This is a genomic window from Paracoccus sp. R86501 (genome assembly GCF_042466435.1).
Lineage (GTDB): Bacteria > Pseudomonadota > Alphaproteobacteria > Rhodobacterales > Rhodobacteraceae > Paracoccus.
Genome location: NZ_JAXHPZ010000001.1, coordinates 886,842 through 904,943 on the forward strand (window position 1 = coordinate 886,842; position 18,102 = coordinate 904,943).

The 18,102-nt window shown below is 65.1% G+C and carries 14 protein-coding genes; 9 read left to right on the top strand and 5 right to left on the bottom strand.

Going from position 1 to position 18,102, the window contains the following annotated elements; translation table 11 throughout:
* Positions 1 to 107: 107 nt before the first annotated feature.
* Entirely contained in the window at positions 108 to 1,592 is a 1,485-nt protein-coding gene (locus SJY40_RS04415) for a Y-family DNA polymerase (RefSeq protein ID WP_378943201.1), read from the top strand.
* The gene (locus tag SJY40_RS04420; RefSeq protein ID WP_378943204.1) at positions 1,589 to 4,921 is read left to right on the top strand and encodes an error-prone DNA polymerase; all 3,333 of its coding nucleotides are present in this window, start codon (positions 1,589 to 1,591) and stop codon (positions 4,919 to 4,921) included. Before SJY40_RS04415 ends, SJY40_RS04420 begins: the two co-directional genes overlap by 4 nt.
* A 26-nt stretch (positions 4,922 to 4,947) precedes the next feature.
* On the opposite strand, the gene SJY40_RS04425 is transcribed toward SJY40_RS04420, so the two are convergent.
* The 5 genes from SJY40_RS04425 to SJY40_RS04445 all read right to left on the bottom strand — a co-directional run bounded on the left by SJY40_RS04425 (position 4,948) and on the right by SJY40_RS04445 (position 11,680).
* Complete coding sequence (locus SJY40_RS04425) at positions 4,948 to 6,201, bottom strand: MFS transporter (RefSeq protein WP_378943206.1); 1,254 nt, start codon at positions 6,199 to 6,201, stop codon at positions 4,948 to 4,950.
* A 255-nt stretch (positions 6,202 to 6,456) separates the two neighbouring features.
* Complete coding sequence (xrtE, locus tag SJY40_RS04430; RefSeq protein WP_378943209.1) at positions 6,457 to 8,079, bottom strand: exosortase E/protease, VPEID-CTERM system; 1,623 nt, start codon at positions 8,077 to 8,079, stop codon at positions 6,457 to 6,459.
* 88 nt (positions 8,080 to 8,167) lie between these two features.
* Complete coding sequence (locus SJY40_RS04435; RefSeq protein ID WP_378943211.1) at positions 8,168 to 8,374, bottom strand: hypothetical protein; 207 nt, start codon at positions 8,372 to 8,374, stop codon at positions 8,168 to 8,170.
* A 146-nt stretch (positions 8,375 to 8,520) separates the two neighbouring features.
* The gene (locus SJY40_RS04440) at positions 8,521 to 11,433 is read right to left on the bottom strand and encodes an SdrD B-like domain-containing protein (RefSeq protein WP_378943214.1); all 2,913 of its coding nucleotides are present in this window, start codon (positions 11,431 to 11,433) and stop codon (positions 8,521 to 8,523) included.
* 106 nt (positions 11,434 to 11,539) lie between these two features.
* Complete coding sequence (locus tag SJY40_RS04445) at positions 11,540 to 11,680, bottom strand: hypothetical protein (protein ID WP_378943216.1); 141 nt, start codon at positions 11,678 to 11,680, stop codon at positions 11,540 to 11,542.
* 724 nt (positions 11,681 to 12,404) lie between these two features.
* On the opposite strand from SJY40_RS04445, the gene SJY40_RS04450 reads away from it, so the two are divergent.
* The 7 genes from SJY40_RS04450 to SJY40_RS04480 are packed head-to-tail and all read left to right on the top strand — an operon-like array spanning position 12,405 to position 18,096.
* The gene (locus SJY40_RS04450; RefSeq protein ID WP_378943219.1) at positions 12,405 to 13,571 is read left to right on the top strand and encodes an ABC transporter substrate-binding protein; all 1,167 of its coding nucleotides are present in this window, start codon (positions 12,405 to 12,407) and stop codon (positions 13,569 to 13,571) included.
* Between the two features lie 39 nt (positions 13,572 to 13,610).
* Positions 13,611 to 13,922, top strand: a complete 312-nt coding sequence (locus SJY40_RS04455; RefSeq protein ID WP_378943221.1) for a hypothetical protein — start codon at positions 13,611 to 13,613, stop codon at positions 13,920 to 13,922.
* Positions 13,923 to 13,925: 3 nt separating this feature from the next.
* Positions 13,926 to 14,477, top strand: a complete 552-nt coding sequence (locus SJY40_RS04460) for a branched-chain amino acid ABC transporter permease (protein WP_378943224.1) — start codon at positions 13,926 to 13,928, stop codon at positions 14,475 to 14,477.
* Complete coding sequence (locus SJY40_RS04465) at positions 14,474 to 15,427, top strand: branched-chain amino acid ABC transporter permease (RefSeq protein ID WP_378943226.1); 954 nt, start codon at positions 14,474 to 14,476, stop codon at positions 15,425 to 15,427. Before SJY40_RS04460 ends, SJY40_RS04465 begins: the two co-directional genes overlap by 4 nt.
* Positions 15,414 to 16,160, top strand: a complete 747-nt coding sequence (locus SJY40_RS04470) for an ABC transporter ATP-binding protein (protein ID WP_378943229.1) — start codon at positions 15,414 to 15,416, stop codon at positions 16,158 to 16,160. The genes SJY40_RS04465 and SJY40_RS04470 overlap by 14 nt, the downstream gene beginning before the upstream one ends.
* Positions 16,153 to 16,860, top strand: coding sequence for an ABC transporter ATP-binding protein (locus SJY40_RS04475; protein ID WP_378943231.1), 708 nt, complete (start codon positions 16,153 to 16,155; stop codon positions 16,858 to 16,860). Before SJY40_RS04470 ends, SJY40_RS04475 begins: the two co-directional genes overlap by 8 nt.
* Before the next feature lie 12 nt (positions 16,861 to 16,872).
* Positions 16,873 to 18,096 (top strand): cytochrome P450, encoded by a 1,224-nt coding sequence (locus SJY40_RS04480; protein ID WP_378943234.1) that lies wholly within the window; start codon positions 16,873 to 16,875, stop codon positions 18,094 to 18,096.
* Positions 18,097 to 18,102: the final 6 nt, after the last annotated feature.

Below are 18,102 nucleotides of genomic sequence, written 5' to 3' on the forward strand. Positions count from 1 at the left end.
CCATACAAGTAAAGTCTGCAGATGCGGAAATGCTGGACTCGACTTGCGGAAAGATGTTCCGTAATGAGAACGTATAGTGAACAAAAAGCAATGGATGGGAAAGGATCATGGGACGGCGGCTGCTTGGCATCTGGTTTCTACGGCTGGCAAGCGAGGCCAGCCAGCGTCGCCGCCCCGTCGAAGGGCCCTTTGCCCTTGTCCGCCGCGTGGGCAATGCCGATCAGCTGCACTGCCTGAACGCCGACGCCCAACAGCATGGGCTGCACCGGGGCATGGCGCTGGCCAATGCCCGCGCCATCTGCCCCGACCTCTGCACCCGTCCCGCCGATCCGGTGGCCGAGGCAGCCGCGCTGGCCAGCCTGCGCCGATGGGCGATGCGCTATTCGCCGCTGGTGGCGCGGGATGGCGATGACGGGCTGCTGGCCGATATCACCGGCGCGGCCCATCTGTTCGGGGGCGAGGCCGAGCTGCTGGCCGATCTGCACGACGGGTTGGCGCGGGCGGGGCTTTCCGCCGTCGCGGGCATCGCGGGAACGCGGGCGGCGGCCCATGCGCTGGCCCGTCATGGCGGGGGGATTGTGGCGGACGGGCAGCTGATGCAGGGGGTGATGCATCTGCCGGTGCAGGCGCTGCGTATCGATGCCGCGACGGCTGCGGCCTTGGGGCGCGCGGGTCTGACCCATGTGGCCGATCTGGCGGCACTGCCGCGTGGGCCGCTGGCCCGCCGCTTCGGGGTCGATCTGATGATGCGGCTGGACCAGCTGCTGGGCCATCAGCCCGAACCCGTCGCTGCCGAGCCCGAGGCTCCGCATTTCGGCGTGCGCCTGACCCTGCCCGAACCGATCGGGCTGACGGCGGATGTCATGGCGGGGCTGGAACGCCTGCTGGGCCGGCTGTGCGATCACCTGTCCCACCATCAGCATGGCGCGCGTCGCCTGCGGCTGGATCTGTCGCGCGTCGATCGCGAAACCCTGACGGTCGAGATCGGTCTGGCCCGCGCCATGCGCGATCCGGACCGCATGGCCGCCCTGTTCGCGCGCGGTCTGGACGACATCGACGCCGGTTTCGGAATCGAGGCGATGCGCCTGACCGCCCCTGTCACCGAGGCCCTTGCGCCCGGTCAGATCGTCATGGGGCAGGCAGGGCAGGGCGCAGATGCGATGGCCGACCTGCTGTCGCGATTGGGCAACCGGTTGGGGTTCGATGCGGTGCTGCGGTTCCTGCCGATGGACAGCCTGATCCCCGAACGCAGCTTCCAGCTGGCCGCAGCCGCCTATTCCTGCGCGGCGCGCGGGTTCGGCGGGACCGGTCCTGCGCGCCCCCTGCGTTTGTTTCCGCCGCGCCCCGTCGCGCCCACATCCGACCCGCGCCCCGGCACGCCCCCCGCGGGCTTTGCATGGCAGGGGCAGGTGCTGACGACGCTGCGCGCGGCGGGGCCGGAACGGATTGCGCCGGAATGGTGGCTGGATGATCCCGACTGGCGCTCGGGCCTGCGCGACTACTGGCGCATCCAGACGCATCAGGGGCCGCGGCTGTGGCTGTTCCACACGCCTCAGGACCCCGGCTGGCAGGTGGCGGGGGAATTCGCATGACCGCCCCCCATGTCCGCTATGCCGAACTTTGCGTGACGACGAATTTCACCTTCCTGACCGGCGCCTCCCACCCCGAGGAAATGGTCACCCGCGCCGCCGAACTGGGCCTCGAGGCGATCGCCATCACCGACCGCAATTCCGTCGCGGGGGTGGTGCGGGCCTTTTCCGCCTTGAAGGAACTGCGCCGCCTTCAGTCCGAGGCCGGCCCCATCATCCGCTCGCAGCGCGTCACCGACCATTCCAGCCGTCAGGTGGTGCCACATTTCACCGGCCAGACCCCCGCGCCCGAACTGCCGGGCGCCGATCTGCCGCGTCTGATTGCGGGCAGTCAACTGGTGTTGGGCGACAGCGCGGTCGAATGGATCGCGCTGCCGACCGATCTGGCGGCATGGACCCGGCTGACGCGTCTGCTGTCACTGGGCAAGCGCCGGGCACCCAAGGGTGAATGCCATCTGACCCGCGCCGATCTGGCCGAATGGGGGGCGGGCATGGTACTGATCGCGCTGTCACCCGACCCTTTGGGCGAAGGCCTCGACAAGGATGACCTGCTGGCGATGGCGCGGCGCTTTCCGGGCCATGCCTTTCTTGGCGCGGCACCACGCTATGACGGGCGCGATCAGGGGCGGCTGGATGCGCTGGCGCAAGTGTCGGCGACAACGGGGCTGCCGATGGTGGCGGTGGGGGATGCGTTGATGCACCGCGCCTATCGTCGTCCCGTGGCCGATGTGCTGACCTGCCTGCGCCTTGGCCGGACCATCGACAATATCGGCAGCGCCCGCCTGCCCAATGCCGAACGCCGCCTGAAATCTGGGGCCGAGATGGCGCGGATGTTCCACCGCTATCCCGCGGCGCTGAACCGCAGTACCCAGATCGCCGCGCGCTGCACCTTTGCGCTGGACGATCTGCGCTACCAGTATCCGCAAGAGGCCAGCGGCTCCGAGACCGCCCAGCAGCGGCTGGAACGCCTGACCCGCGAAGGCGTGGCATGGAGGTATCCGGCAGGCGCGCCGCAAAAGGTACTGGACGGCATCGGCAAGGAATTGGCCCTGATCGCCGACATGGAATACGCCCCCTATTTTCTGACCGTCCATGACATCGTGGCCTTTGCCCGCAGCCGGGGCATCCTGTGTCAGGGGCGGGGGTCGGCTGCCAATTCGGTGGTCTGCTATCTGCTGGGCATCACCGAGGTGCCGCCCGAATCCATCACGCTGATCTTCGAACGCTTCATCAGCAAGGACCGGGGCGAGCCCCCCGATATCGACGTCGATTTCGAACATGAACGGCGCGAGGAGGTGATCCAGTGGATCTATCAGAAATACGGTCGCGAACGCGCCGGGCTGACGGCGACGGTGATCCATTTCCGGTCGCGCGCCGCCATCCGCGAGGTGGGTAAGGTCATGGGCCTGTCGCAGGACGTGGTGGCGCGGCTGACGGGGCAGATCTGGGGCTGGTCCTCGGCGGCGCCGGGCGACGACCGGTTGCGCGATGCGGGGCTGGACCCGCGTGACCGGCGGCTGCGCCAGACGGCCTGGCTGATTTCCCAGATCATCGGCTTTCCCCGCCACCTGTCCCAGCATGTCGGCGGCTTCGTCATCACCCGCGATCGGCTGGACGAACTCTGCCCCATCGAGAATGCCGCGATGGAGGGGCGGACCATCATCGAATGGGACAAGGACGACATCGACACGCTTGGCCTGCTAAAGGTTAACATCCTGGCGCTTGGGATGCTGACGGCGATCCGCAAATCCTTTGCCCTGCTGGCCGATCACCGCGCCCGCCACCTGACGCTGGCCAACATCCCGCCCGAGGATCCCGCCGTCTATGACATGCTGTGCCGCGCCGATGCGGTGGGGGTCTTTCAGGTCGAAAGCCGCGCGCAGCTGAACTTTCTGCCGCGCATGCTGCCACGCGCCTTTTACGATCTGGTCTGCGAGGTCGCCATCGTCCGTCCCGGCCCCATTCAGGGCGGCATGGTGCATCCCTTCATCAATCGCCGTCAGGGCCGCGAGCCCATTCAGGACCTTGGCCCCCAGATGATGGAGGTTCTGGGCCGCACCTATGGCGTGCCGTTGTTTCAGGAACAGGCCATGCAGATCGCCGTGGTTGCGGCGGGCTTTACCCCTTCCGAGGCCGACCGCCTGCGCCGGTCGCTGTCGACCTTCAAGCGGATGGGCACCATCAGCAGCTTTCGCGACCGCTTCGTGTCGGGGATGCTGTCGCGCGGCTATGACGCCGATTTCGCGCAGCGCTGCTTTGCCCAGATCGAAGGGTTCGGCAGCTACGGTTTTCCCGAAAGCCATGCGGCCAGTTTTGCGCGGCTGGTCTATGTTTCGGCCTGGCTGAAGTGCCACCATCAGGCGATCTTCACCTGCGCGCTGCTGAACAGCCAGCCGATGGGGTTCTATGCCCCCGCCCAGCTGGTCCGCGATGCCCGCGACCGTGGGGTCGAGGTGCGTCCGGTATCGGTCAACCATTCCGATTGGGATTGCACGGTCGAGCCGCGCCAGGATGGATCGCTGGCCATCCGTCTTGGGTTCCGCCTGATCCGCGGCATGAAATCGGAAGACGCCGCTTGGATCGGGGCAGCGCGCGGCAACGGCTATTCCGATGTCGAGAGCCTGTGGCGCCGCGCCGGCGTGCCGCCCGCCACGCTGGAGCGGCTGGCCGAATCCGATGCCTTTGCCGCCCTTGGGATGACGCGGCGCGATGCACTGTGGGCCGCCAAGGCGTTGAACGCGCCGAAACCCCTGCCGCTGTTTGGGTTGGACGGCGAAGGCGGGGATGAACCGCAGGTGATCCTGCCGACCATGTCCCTGGGCCAAGAGGTCGTCGAGGATTACGTGTCCCTGCGTCTGTCCCTCCGTGCCCATCCACTGGAACTGCTGCGCCCCGATCTGCCCGGCTGCGTGCCCCATGAACGGTTGGGACAGGTGTCGGGGCGCATTTCGGTCACGGGGCTGGTCATCACGCGTCAACGCCCCGGCACGGCATCCGGCGTGATCTTCCTGACGTTGGAGGATGAGACCGGCAACGCCAATGTCGTCGTCTGGAACAAGGTCTACGAAGCCTTTCGCAAACAGGTGGTCACGGGGCGGCTGCTGCGGGTTCATGGCCGCGTCCAGCGCGACGGGCAGGTCGTCCATGTCATCGCCGAACGGATCGAGGATCTGTCACCCCGCCTGTCGCAGCTGGGCCATCCCGTCACGCTGCAGGTGAACGACGGACGTGCCGATGAAACCCGCCGCCCCGTCGGAGGCAGCATGCGCGGCGGCCCGCGCCATCCACGCGATCAGGCGCGCCATCTGTTCCCAAGCCGCGACTTCCATTGAGCGTCGCGTCGGGGACGGTCAGGCGATCACGGGGTCTCGGACGCCTCGGCCTGTTCGGCGGCCCATGCGCCTGCGGCCTCGACGGCGACCGGCGATGTCGTGGGCAGGACGCCAAGATAGCTTTCCGTCTGCGCCACGGGCACCGTCGCCCGCTGCGTCATGCGGTACAGGGCATAGATGGCGATGGTGGTGAACAGCGCACCCAGCACCGTCCAGAACGCCCCCGGTCCCAACCCCTGCATCGCCCAACCCGTCACGACCGGGCCCGCGATCGCCCCCATCCCGAAGGTAAAGACCAACCCGCCCGAGGCCGCCGGCATGTCCTCGGTCGAAAGGGCGTCGTTGGTATAGGCCAGAAACAGCGCATAAAGCGGTGTCGTGACGCCACCCGCGAAGAAGGCCGCGCCCATCATCGGCCACAGCGCGCCCTCGACCATGCCACCAAGGGCGCAACAGATCGCCCCAAGGGCTGCGGCACCGAAGATCAGCTTGCGGCGGTCCATGCGGTCCGACAGCCAGCCGATGGGGTATTGCAGCACCAGCGCCCCTGCGAACAGCATCGCCACGAACAGTGCGATCTGCGATGCCGTCATGCCGATCTTGGTCCCGAAGACGGCCGCCATCCCCGATTGCGTGGCATAGACGCTGCCCAGCAGGAAGATCCCCACGGTGCTAAGCGGCGCGGCCTTCATCAGGGCGGTCATCGACATGGGGCGGGCGACCTCGACCACGGGGGCGGGGGCCACCGACAGCAGGATCGGCGCGAACGAGATCGAAACAAGGATCGAGGCCACGATGAACAGCGCCGAATTGCCCGCATCGCCAAAGGTCAGCAGCGCCTGCGCCCCAATGATGCCAAGCGTCTGCGCGATCATATAGGCCGACAGCACCTTGCCCCGCGTCTGGTTGGTCGAGGCCGCATTCAGCCAGCTTTCCGCCGCGACATAGATGCCCGACATGCAAAAGCCGATCAGCGCGCGCAGGATGGTCCAGGCCCAAGGCTCGGTCATCAGGGGCAGGGCGATCAGCCCCGCCGAGGTGAAGCTGCCCAAGGCCGCAAAGACCCGCACATGCCCCACGCGCCGGATCATCACCGGCGTCAGCCGCGCGCCCGACAGGAACCCCACGAAATAGCCCGAGGTGACGATGGCCAGCTCGACCGAGGTAAAGCCCTCGATCCCGCCACGCAGGCCGATTAAGGTGAAATGCATGCCGTTGCCCAGCATGATCAGCACGACCCCGACAAGAAGTGCCCAGACTGACGATAGAACGCTGATCACGCTGGCTTTCCCTTCGACCGGCCCCGTTTTCGCGCAGTCTGGCAGGGATCGCCGAACGTGCCCCGACATTTGCGCCATCGGCTGGTCTGTTTGCGACGTCCATCCGCCCCTTGCGCCGTTGCGGTCCGGTGGGTGCGGTCCGGTGGCGCAGGGCCAAGGTTCCTAGGGGGTCCTTGGGTGATGCCGTGAACCTTTGGGGCCAAGGCTTCCTGCAAGGCCCCTTTGCGCCGCCTGATCGGACCAAGGAAAGACCGCCTAGATGATCGCAAGGTTCCCCGTCGCCGCCGCTACGGCAAAGACCACAAGGTTCGCCGCGGCATGGGCCGCGATGGCATCCGAGATGCGGCCGCTGCGGCGTGCCACAAGCGAAAAGACCAGACCCGCGATGAAGGCTTCGGCCCAACGGTCATGGAGTGCCGCGAAAAGGCCCGCGGTGATCAGGGCTGCCAGAACCACCCGCGCCAACGGGGCAGGTTTGTCGATATCCGATCCGCGCAGGCGGGTCTCAAGATAGTCGCGGAAGAACAGCTCCTCGACCAAGGGAACCAGCAGTACCGTGCCGATGCCGCGGAACAGGAACCACAGGGCGACCATTCCGCCCGACAGGGTGCCATAGGGCAGGGGACCCTCGGTCGCCGCGACGGGGATCAGGACCCACATCACCCCTACCAGTCCGCCCGCCAGCCAAGACAGGGGCGAAACCCGCCATGCGATGTTGCGCAGGACGGGCCAGACCAGCGCAACGGCAGCGGCCAGCAGGATGACCCGGATGGGATAAAGCATTGCGGGCGTCATGCTGATGGCGGGGGCGACGACGGCGGTCAGCATGAAGACGGCGAAGGGCAGGATGCGCGCGGCGACCGGATCACGCCACAACGGTGGCAGGCTGGCGGTGCGCGCGGCCTTCAGGGTCGGGGTGCGATGCAGGGCCGGAACGCGGCGGGCGATCAGGATGATGCCAAGCGCCACGATGGTGAACATCATCCAGCCCGCGTGGCTGTGGAACCCGCCGACCGCCAGTTCGGGCTGGCCGTGCAGGCCGATCAGCAGCAGCACGGCAATGCGCACCGCGTTCAGCACCATGCTGGCGGCGATGCCGAACGGGAACAGCAGAAAGGCACGGGGGAAACGCAGTTCGGACCGGAACAGCCACAAATAGAGGCTGACGAAGATCATCACCAGCGCGATCCCCTCGATCCCGGAACAGGCGGGGGCGATCGAGAGGATGAAGTCCCCCTCGCCGATGTGCTTGCGGACCGGATCGACATAGAGGTCATAGCCCATCGGCTCGATCAGCATGGTCACGACGCGGAAGGTCACGTCCGAGATCCGCTCGATCTGCCAGATCGGTTGCAGGCGGACGGCCAATGCAGGGGCCAGGCCGCTGGCGATCAGCGCGACACCCAGGGGAAATCCGGTCTGCGCCAGAAATGCGCGCCAGCGTGACCACGGTGCCAGCCATCCAGCAAGACCCGTCAGGATCAGGCCCATGCCCGCGATCCACAGGGCAAAGGCCGGCGCCATCATCGCGGTGCCGGTCGCGCCCTGCAGCATCAGAACCGGGATCATGGCAAGGACGAAGCCCACAAGGTTCAGCAGCAGAGGCCGCGCATCATGTCCCGCGTCGATCAGCAGGTTCCGGAACAGCGCGGGCCGCAGCATCGAGAATAGTCCGACGGCGGCAATCATGCAGTAAAGCGCGGCAAGGCTTTTGCTGGCGGTGCCGCAGGCCGCGATGCCCCAGTTCCCCCGGCAATCGAAGTCGATGACATGCTTGAAGATCATCCCGATGACCAGGAATTCCAACGCTAGCAGCCCTGCTGCCAAGGCGCAGGGCGCAACGCGTGGACGAAGCGGGGGGGCGGGCATGTCGCTCATCATGGGCCTTCGGGAAAAGGGTGGTTTTAAGACGAACAGGCCCGCCGGATGGCAGGCCTGTCAAGCTTGATACCGATAGAATGCGGGATCAGTGGGCGCGGCGGCGACGCTCCCAGGTCAGCAGCACGATGGCAGCCAGCGCTGCCAGAGCGGCGGTGCCTTCCAGGGCGCTGATTTCCGGGACCGGGGTCACCGACGGGGGCGGGGGGCCGAAGCCCGGGACGGTTGCATGGGCAACGCCCGCGGCGAAGGCCGAAATGCTGGCAGCGGCGGCGGCAATCGAGAACATTTTCATAAGTTCGAACTCCGAAACAACGGACGGCCGTCCAAGGTGCCGTCCTGTAAATGGCGGGATCGCTGCGAAGGCGACCCGGTTCCGGCCCTTGGACGACCGGAATTCGTGGCGGCGTCCCCATGTCGGGAACGCCGCGATCTTGCGGATCAGGCGAAGCAGAAGCAGTCCTGCTCCAGCGCGTCCCATTCGATGCCGACGATCAGCGGCTGGCTGTTGCCAGCCAGTTCCGCCGCGGCGGTCGGATCAAGGATCAGGCCGACGATGTCGCCTTCGCCCGCCTGGAAACCTTCGCCGTTTGCCAGCGCAAGATCATAGATCTCGCGGGCGTTGGCATCAGTGCCCATCGCGCTGTTCACGAAGACGATGTTGTCGGTCAGGCCCCAGATGGCGCCCTGGATTTCGGCCTCGGTATAGGTCTGACCCTTGCCGTCACCGTTGTCGGCGTCTTCGAAGCCCTGGTTCAGGATCCAGTTGACCATGTCCAGGTTCTGCGGTTGTGCAACGGTGCCCGAAGGAACCGAGGATTCATCGGCCAGATAGATGTTATAGGGCACGACCACATTCGGCAGGATCGGTTCATAGGCCGACACGCAATAGGTGACGTCGAAGAACTTGCCATCAAGGCGATCGTCGCCCGTGCCCGTCAGCGTCACCCCATAGAAGCCGCCGTCGAACGAGGCGTCGGCCGTCAGGACCAGGGTCCCGTTGGTGGGCAGGCTGTCCTTGATCGTCTGCAGGGTGTTCTTTGCGCCGCAGAAGGTCATGTCCACATTGGCGGTGTCGAAGCCGCCCTCGCCGTCGGCAACCTGATAGCTGTAGGTCGCGGTCGCCTTCTGGCCCACCGTCAGGTCGGCATAGGCCGCCGAACCGTCGAAGACCAGCTTGCCGTCGACCAGCGCGATCGAGACGCCGTCAACGTCGACCGAACCGCCTTCGGCGATGTCATGACCCGCGACCTGAGTGATGGTCAGGGCGTCGCCGTCAAGGTCGGTGTCGTTGGCCAGCACGTTGACCGTCACCGCATCGTCGGCGCAGGTCTTGGCGACATCGTCCATCGCATCGGGGGCGCGGTTTTCCAGCACCAGGCCGGCATCCACGTCCAGGTTGGTCTGGCCGATGCCCAGGGTGATCGGTCCGGTCATGCCGGTCGCCTGATCGGCATCGCTGTCCAGCGCCTCGTTGGCGCCGACATTGGCAGCGGTGAAGTCGAAGCCCGCCTTTTCGGCAAAGCCGACGGTATAGGTGCCCGCCTTCAGCCCGGTGAACAGATAGTTGCCGCTTGCATCGGTCGTGGTCGTGGCCAGCGCGACGCCACCCATGAACAGCGTGACCGCCACGCCCTGAACGCCCGCCTCGGAGGCATTCTGGATGCCGTCCTTGTTGGCGTCCAGGAAGACCAGGTTGCCAAGGCTTGCCGTTGCCGGATCCTTCAGACCTGCGTCGTTGTCCGAAGACACGTCGCCGATCTCGAGGGTGATCGTGCCGGTGCGGCCCGTCGTGGTGTTCGCATCGCTGTCGATGGTGTCATCGGCGCCCACGTTGGCGGCGACCAGCACGCGGCCATCGACGCTTTTGGGGAATTCGACGACGTATTTGCCAGCGTCCAGACCCGTAAAGACATAAGAGCCATCGGCATCGGTGACGGTGGTCGCGACCACGACACCAGCTGCGGTCAGCAGGCGCACGGTGACGCCACCAGCGCCAGCTTCGGCATCGTCGACGGCGTTGTCGTTGGCATCGATGAAGATGCGGCCTTCGACGGCTGCATTGCTTGGATCCTTGATGCCGGCATCGACATCCTTGGTCACCTGACCTTCGGCCACGATGGCGGCATCGGTGATGCCGGTGGCGGTGTTGGCGTCGCTGTCGATGCGGTCGTCGGTGCCGACGTTCTGATCGGTCAGGACGCGGCCTTCGACTTCGGTCGGGAAGGCGACGCGGTATTCACCCGGCTGCAGACCGTCAAAGCGATAGCCGCCGTCGGCTGCCGTGATGGCGGTCGCAACCACGTTGCCGGCTTTGTCCAGCAGCTGCACGGTCACGCCGGCGACACCGGCTTCGGCATTGTCCACGCCGTTCTTGTCGGCGTCGAGGAACAGGCGGCCCTCAAGCGCACCCGGCTTGATGGCGGGATCTGCGGGGCACAGCTTGATGTTGTCGATGATCGCGTATTCGCAACCGACGCCGGCACCTTTCAGGGTGATGACATCACCCTTGGACAGATTCAGATCCTCGAGCTTGACCTCGGACCATTTGTTGTTTTCAGCGTTCAGGCGGGCGACGCCGACTTCCTTGCCGTTGACCAGGATCTTGACATAGCCGTCGCCGCGGGCCGCATCCCAGAAGCGCAGCGTCAGGTCGTATTCGCCCGAAGCGCCGCCGAAGACCTGGGACGCACTGCCGTTATAGCCGGTCAGCGCGATGTATTCGCCGCCCGACGCACTGGAGGCGTTCTTGACGGTATAGCAAGACAGCTTCATGTCCTCGGCTTCATAGACGACGCATTTGGGGCGCTCGTCCACGTCCTTGACGCAGACCGACAGCTCGGCATGCGAAATGCCGCCCTTGCCGTCGTCGACCGCGACGATGACCTTGTAGAGGTTGTCGCCGTCCTTGGAACCGGGGGCTTCATAGTCGGGGGCCGCCTTGAAGGTCAGCACGCCGGTCTGGGCGTCGATCTCGAACAGGCCGGCATCCTCGCCACCCACAAGCGAGAAGTTCAGCGCGTCGCCATCGGCATCCTTGGCGTTCAGGTCGACGACCAGCTTGGTGTTCTCGTCAACGCAGAAGACGCCGTTTGCGGGCACGTTGGTAAAGGTCGGGGCGGTGTTCGGGGGGGCCGAATTGCCCGCGCCAAGGCAGGAATAATCGATCCACGACCCGGCGACGTTGCAGGTGTTCACAACCGACAGTTCGACGCCCGCGGCGGGCTGGGCACCATAGAAGGTGAAATAGCCGTTGCCGGCGCCGGCGGAATCATGACCCTCGATCTTGATTTCGATCATGTAATAGGTCTTGCCGTCCGAGCCTTGCAGGACGTGATACTGTTCGGCGAACATCTTGCAGCCGACAGCCTTGCCATTGACATAGCCGTCCTGGCCGGAACGGTCTTCCGAGTGGTCGTACCAGTCGTACCAGCTGTCGCCCGACAGTTTGCTGTCGTTGTCATAGGTTGAACATCTTGACGGTGGCGTGGCTCATCACGAACGAGTCGCCCTTGCCGAAATCGCTACCGTTCTTGCCGTTGGCCAGCAGGTCCGCTTCAGTGAACGCGGTCCACTCGAATTTCTTGTAATAATATGTCATGATCATCGTCCCAAAAGCGCCCCGAAGGCAAACCGAAAAACGTAACCGGAGGGCTGGCCAGGGCATCTTGAACCGCCAGTTCCGGGGTCGGTCATCAGGCCTGAAATGGCCGCGACCGACGCTGTCCCGCTTTCAAGCACATACCGTTAAAATTTGATAAGTCTATTCATAATATGGAACCCGCAAAAAATTTTACGCTTTTGTTTCAAAGACCTATCTAAAAGGGCAGGTTTTTGATTGTACAATTCAGCTTGTAAGAAACCCGGGTTTAGGTCTTGCAATCAGGGGTTGTCATGGGGGCATGCCAAGATTGTACGGCGCCCCAACTGCTCCCCCGGTGCTTTTATTCGTCGGCGCTGTTTTAGATATTCGTAAGGATATGGATTCGATATCCGTTTGTATTTCGAAACAGCGGACAGGCGATTGTCAGCGATAGAAAACCGGTCGTCAGAAACAATTCAATCCGGCAATCGACAAGCCAATTCGAAAGCACGGATCGGGACGGCACGGTCGGAATGCGCCGACTGCGGCGCGATCAATGACAAACCCGCCGACGTCCATGAACTGGACCCTGCATCCGACCCGCAGACATCACGCCACCGGACTGACATCCCCCTCCACCCGAATGAACAGTTGACTTGTCAACCGCGGTCGATATCCTCCGCTTAGTTGAGTAATCAACTGGCATCCTTGGGAGGGGATGTGGGCATTGAGGGAGGACTTCATGAACCGTTTCGTTTCGACAGTCGTTGCCGCCACGATCTGCACCGCCGCATCCGGCATGGCGTATGGCGATACCATCAAGGTCGGTGTCATCGCGCCGTTTTCCGGGCCTTTCGCAGTCTATGGCCAGCAGTATCAGCAGGCGATCGAGACTTATGCCGCGCAGAATGGCACAACAGCGGGCGACCATGAGATCGAGTTCGTCTATAAGGACGTCGGGGGACCGAACCCGGATCAGGCGCGCAGCCTGGCGCAGGAACTGCTGATCAGGGATCAGGTCGATTACCTGGCAGGCTTCACCTTCACGCCCAACGCGCTGGCCGTCGCGCCGCTGATCGACCAAAGCGAAACGCCGACGGTCATCTTCAACGCCGCCACATCCTCGATCAACAAGGAAAGCGGGTTTTACCTGCGCACCAGCTATACGCTGTGGCAGGTCTCGGCGCCGCTGGCGGAATGGGCCTATGCGCAGGGGATGCGCACCGCGGCGACCACCGTCAGCGATTACGGGCCGGGCATCGACGCCGAAAACGCCTTCAAGCAAGCCTTCGAAGCCCAGGGAGGCGAGGTCATCGACGCCATCCGCATGCCGCTGTCGACCACCGATTTCACCCCCTTCGTGCAGCGCGTCCGCGATGCCGCGCCCGATGCAGTCTTTACCTTCCTGCCGGGCGGGCCGCCGACCTTCACCTATACCAAGACCTACAATGAAAACGGCCTTGCCGACGCGGGCATCAAGTTCCTTGGCACGGCCGAAACCGAAGAGGTCAACCTGCAGGGCTTTGGCGATGCGGCCATCGGGCTGACCACGGCCTATCACTATTCGGGCGATCACGCCTCGGCGGCCAATGACGACTTCAAGGCCAAGCTGACCGAGCTGCACCCCGATGCCGTTCCCAACTGGGCCTCGGTCGGGGCCTATGACGGCACGCATCTGATCTATCAGATGGTGGCGGCGGCCGGCAGCGATGGCCCGGCGGCCGTCCAATCGGCGCTGGATCTGGAATGGGAAAGCCCGCGCGGTCCGGTCAAGATGGACCCCGAAACGCGTACCGTCGTGCAGAACGTCTATATCCGCGAGGTCGAGCGTGACGCCGACAGCGGCCTGCTGGTGAACCGCGAAAAAGGCGTCATCGCGACCGTCGGCGACCTGGGCTGGACCCAATAGACGCCGCGCCCTTCGTTGTCCCCATAACGGACTGACATTATGAACCTTCTTCTGAACATAGCCGTGGACGGTGTCGTCTACGGGATGATCCTCTTCATGATCTCGGTGGGTCTTTCGGTCACCATGGGGCTGATGCGGGTCGTGAACCTTGCGCATGGCGGCTTTGCCCTTCTGGGCGGCACCTTCGCCCATTGGATGGCGCAGGAACTGGGCCTGCCATTCTGGCCCGCCGTCATTCTGGCGGTTGCCGCCACCGTCGCCGTGTCGCTGCCGCTGGAGCGTGTGATCTATCGCCGGATCTATGCCTTCGGCGATCTGCAACAGGTGCTGGCCACCATCGGCCTGACATAACTGATGATCGCCTCGGTCAACCTGTGGCAGGGGTCGTCACTGCTAAGCATCCCCTTGCCCGACAGCCTGAAGCAAAGCGTCGATCTGGGCTTCCGCACCCTTCCGGTGCACCGGCTGGTGGTCATCGCGGCGGGGCTCGGGTCCATCCTGGGGCTGTGGCTGCTGCTGGACCGGACGTTGTTCGGGATCAGGCTGCGGGCGGCCGTGGACAATCGCGGCACGGCATCGGCGCTTGGCATCGACACCGACCGCATCTTCATGGTGGCCTTCGGACTGGGTGCCGGACTGGCCGCGCTTGGCGGCATTCTGGGGGCCGAGATCCTGCCGATCGATGCCTATTACCCGGTCCGCTACATGGTGCTGTTCCTGATCGTCGTCGCGGTCGGAGGCATGGGGTCCATCGCCGGGTCCTTCGTCGCCGCCATCGGGCTGGGCGTCCTGGAAACGGCCACCCGCTATCTGGTGCCCGATTACGCCACCATCGTCTTCTTCATCGTCGTCATCGTCCTGCTGGCCCTGCGCCCGCAAGGCCTGCTGGGAAGGGCGCATACATGAGATCCGGTCTTTCATCCGTTCTGCTGCTTGGGCTGGCCGTCGCGCTGTATTTCGCGATGCCCTTCAACCTGGCGTTCCTGACGCGCATCCTGATCATGATCGTGCTGGTCCTGTCGCTGGACCTGGTGCTTGGCTATGCGGGGATCGCCACCTTGGGGCAGGCGGCGCTTTACGGTGCCGGGGCCTATGCTGCGGGGCTTTTCGCCATCCACGTCTGGGCCGATCCCATGGCGGGTCTGCTGGTGGGGGCCTTGGCCGGTGCCGTTCTGGCCTTCGTGTCGGGGGTGGTCCTGATGCGGACCCAAGGGCTGACGCTGATCATGCTGACCATCGCCGTCGCCTCGATCTGCCTTGAGATCGCCAACAAGGCGCGGGATGTGACCGGCGGCGCGGACGGGCTGCGCGGCATCCGTATAGACCCGGTGCTCGGCATCTTCGCCTTCGATTTCGTCGGCAAGACAGGCTTCTGGTATGCGCTGGCGGTCGTGGCGGTGGTCTTTGCGGCGCTGAGCCTGCTGACCCGCGCGCCCCTTGGCCTGTCGCTGCGCGGCATCCACGAAAGCCCGGACCGGATGGCGGCGATCGGCGTCTCGGTCTATTGGCGCCGCGTGACCGCCTATAGCATCGGCGGCGGCATCGCGGGGATCGCGGGCGCGCTGTCGGCGCAGATCACGCAGCTGGTCAGCCTTGAAAGCTTTTCCTTCACCCTGTCGGCCGAGGCTTTGATCATGCTGATCCTTGGCGGCACCGGACGGCTGAACGGGGCGGTGATCGGCACGCTGATCTTCATGTTCGTCCACCACTGGGCGGCGGCCAATGATCCGTTCAACTGGCTGTTTGTCATCGGCGCGCTGGTGCTGGCAGTGGTCTTCTTCCTGCCCAAGGGCATCATTTCCGCCCCGCCCGCCATCGCACGTCTGTTCAAGGGGGGCCGCCATGCAGGGTCTTGAGGTCAGGGGTCTGTCCAAGCGCTTCGGCGGGCTGACCGTATCCGAAAACATCGATTTCGATCTGCGGCCCGGCGACCGCAAGGCGCTGATCGGCCCCAATGGCGCGGGCAAAAGCACCTTCGCGAACCTTGTCACGGGCGTCTTGGCGCCATCATCGGGGACCATCCGCTTTGACGGTCAGGACATCCGCCAGCTGAACGAGGCGCAGCGCGTCCGTCGCGGCATCGCCAAGACCTTCCAGATCACGACGCTGTTCCGCGACCTGACTGTGCGCGAGAACCTGCGCCTGCCGATCTTGGAACGCCAGCGTCACGGATACCGCTTCCTGCGCCGCGCCGACGGCGATGTGCGGACCGAGGCCGAGGTGACGGATCTGATCGACCAGTTCGCCCTTGGCGCGCTGGCCGATCGCAAGGTCGCCGATCTGGCCTATGGCCAGCAGCGGCTGGTCGAACTGGCGCTGACGCTGGCGCTGAAGCCGCGGGTTCTGATCCTGGACGAACCGGCGGCAGGGGTGCCATCGTCGGAAATCCATCTGATCGTCGATGCCATCGAACGCCTGCCCGACGATCTGGCCGTGCTGATCATCGAACACGACATGGAGCTGGTCTTTCGCGTCGCCCGCCAGATCATCGTTCTGGTTCAGGGCCGCATCCTGACCGAGGGCACGCCCGACGCCATTGCCGCGGACGCCAAGGTCCGCGAGCTTTACCTGGGAGGAAGCCATGACTGAGGGTCTGATCCTGAACGACGTCACCTCGGGCTATGGTCCGACCCATGTGCTGGACCGCGTGAACCTGACGCTGCGACCGGGCGAACGGCTGGCCGTGATCGGGCGCAACGGCGCGGGCAAGACCACGCTGCTGGCGACCATCATGGGGCTGGCGAAACTGCACCACGGCACGATCACGCTGGACGGCAAACCCATCCACGGGCTGTCGCCGCACAAGCGGTCCGGCCTCGGGCTGGGGCTGGTGCCGCAGACCCGCGACATCTTCGCCTCGCTCACGGTCGAGGAAAACCTGCTGTCGGCCATGCGCGGCACCGCCACGCTGGAGGAGGCCTATGCCCTGTTCCCGCGCCTGAAGGAACGTCGCAGGAACGGCGGCGCGCAGCTGTCGGGTGGCGAACAGCAGATGCTGTCGATCGCCCGCACGCTGATGACCGGCCCGCAGGTCTTGCTGCTGGACGAACCGCTGGAGGGGCTGGCGCCGGTGATCTGCGAACAGCTGATGCAGGTCTTCGAGGATCTGGCCAGCGACGGCCGCCGCTCGGTCGTGCTGGTCGAACAGCAGGCGGGCGCGGCGCTGAAATTCGCCGACCGCGCCGTGCTGATGGCCAATGGCGCCATCGTCCATGACGGGCCTGCCGACCAGCTGCTGGCCCGACCCGACCTGTTGAACCGCCATATCGGCGTGGCGCTGAACGCGTAAGGAGAAGATGCCATGACATTGATCGAAGGCCACCGGCCGCTGACCCCCGACGCGTCCATCCCGGTGCTGGATGTCGATCCCTATGCGCTGGACGTGCTGCTTGACCCCGAACCCTTCTATTCGGCGCTGCGCGATGCGGGGCCGGTGGTCTATATCCCGCGCTATCAGGTGCTGGCGGTGGGCCGCTATGACGAAACCCGCCAGACGTTTTCGGACCATGAAAACTTCGTGTCGTCGCGCGGGGTCGGCCTGAACGACTTCAAGCTGGAAAAGCCGTGGCGTGCGCCGTCGATCATCCTCGAGGTCGATCCCCCCGATCACACCCGCACCCGCAAGGTGATGTCCAAGGCGCTGTCGCCCAAGGTCGTTCGCACAATGATGGACGATTTCATCGCGACCGCAGAAGCGCTGGTGGACCGGCTGCTGGAACAATCCGAAATCGACGGCGTCGCCGATCTGGCCGAGGCTTTCCCGACCACGGTCTTTCCCAAGGCCGTCGGCATGAAGGATGTCAGCCCGCGTCACCTGGTCGATTACGGCGCCATCGTCTTCAACGCCGTCGGCCCCGACAACGACCTGCGCCGCCACGCCATGGCCCGCGCCCCCGAGGTCGCCGCCTGGATCACCGCCGCCTGCGCCCGCGACCGTCTGACCGACGACGGCATCGGCGCGCTGGTTTATCAGGCCGCCGACGCGGGCGAGATCACGCCTGAGGAAGCCGCCATGCTGGTGCGGTCCTTCCTGTCGGCAGGTGTCGATACCACCGTCACCGGCATCGGAAACGCCATGTGGTGCCTGTCGCGCAACCCCGATCAATGGGAGGCGCTGAAGGCCGACACATCGCTGATCCGCCCCTGCTTCGAGGAGGTGCTGCGCTATACCTCGCCGGTGCATACCTTCCTGCGCACCGCCAATCTGGACACCCAGATTGCGGGCCATCCCGTTCCCGAAGGTGCCAAGGTCATGTGCGTGCTGGGCGCGGCCAACATGGACCCTGCCAAATGGGGCGACCCGCAGGCCTTCCGCGTCGATCGCAAGCCCACGGGCCACATGGCCTTCGGCGCTGGCATCCACGGCTGCGTCGGCCAGAACATCGCCCGCGGCGAACTGGAAGCCGTCCTAAGCGTCATGGCCCGCAAGGTCGCCCGCATCGAACCCGCGGGCGACGCCGTCTGGCGGCCCAACAACGCCATTCGCGCGCTTGACCGGCTGCCGCTGAAACTGATCCCGAACTGAGGAGAC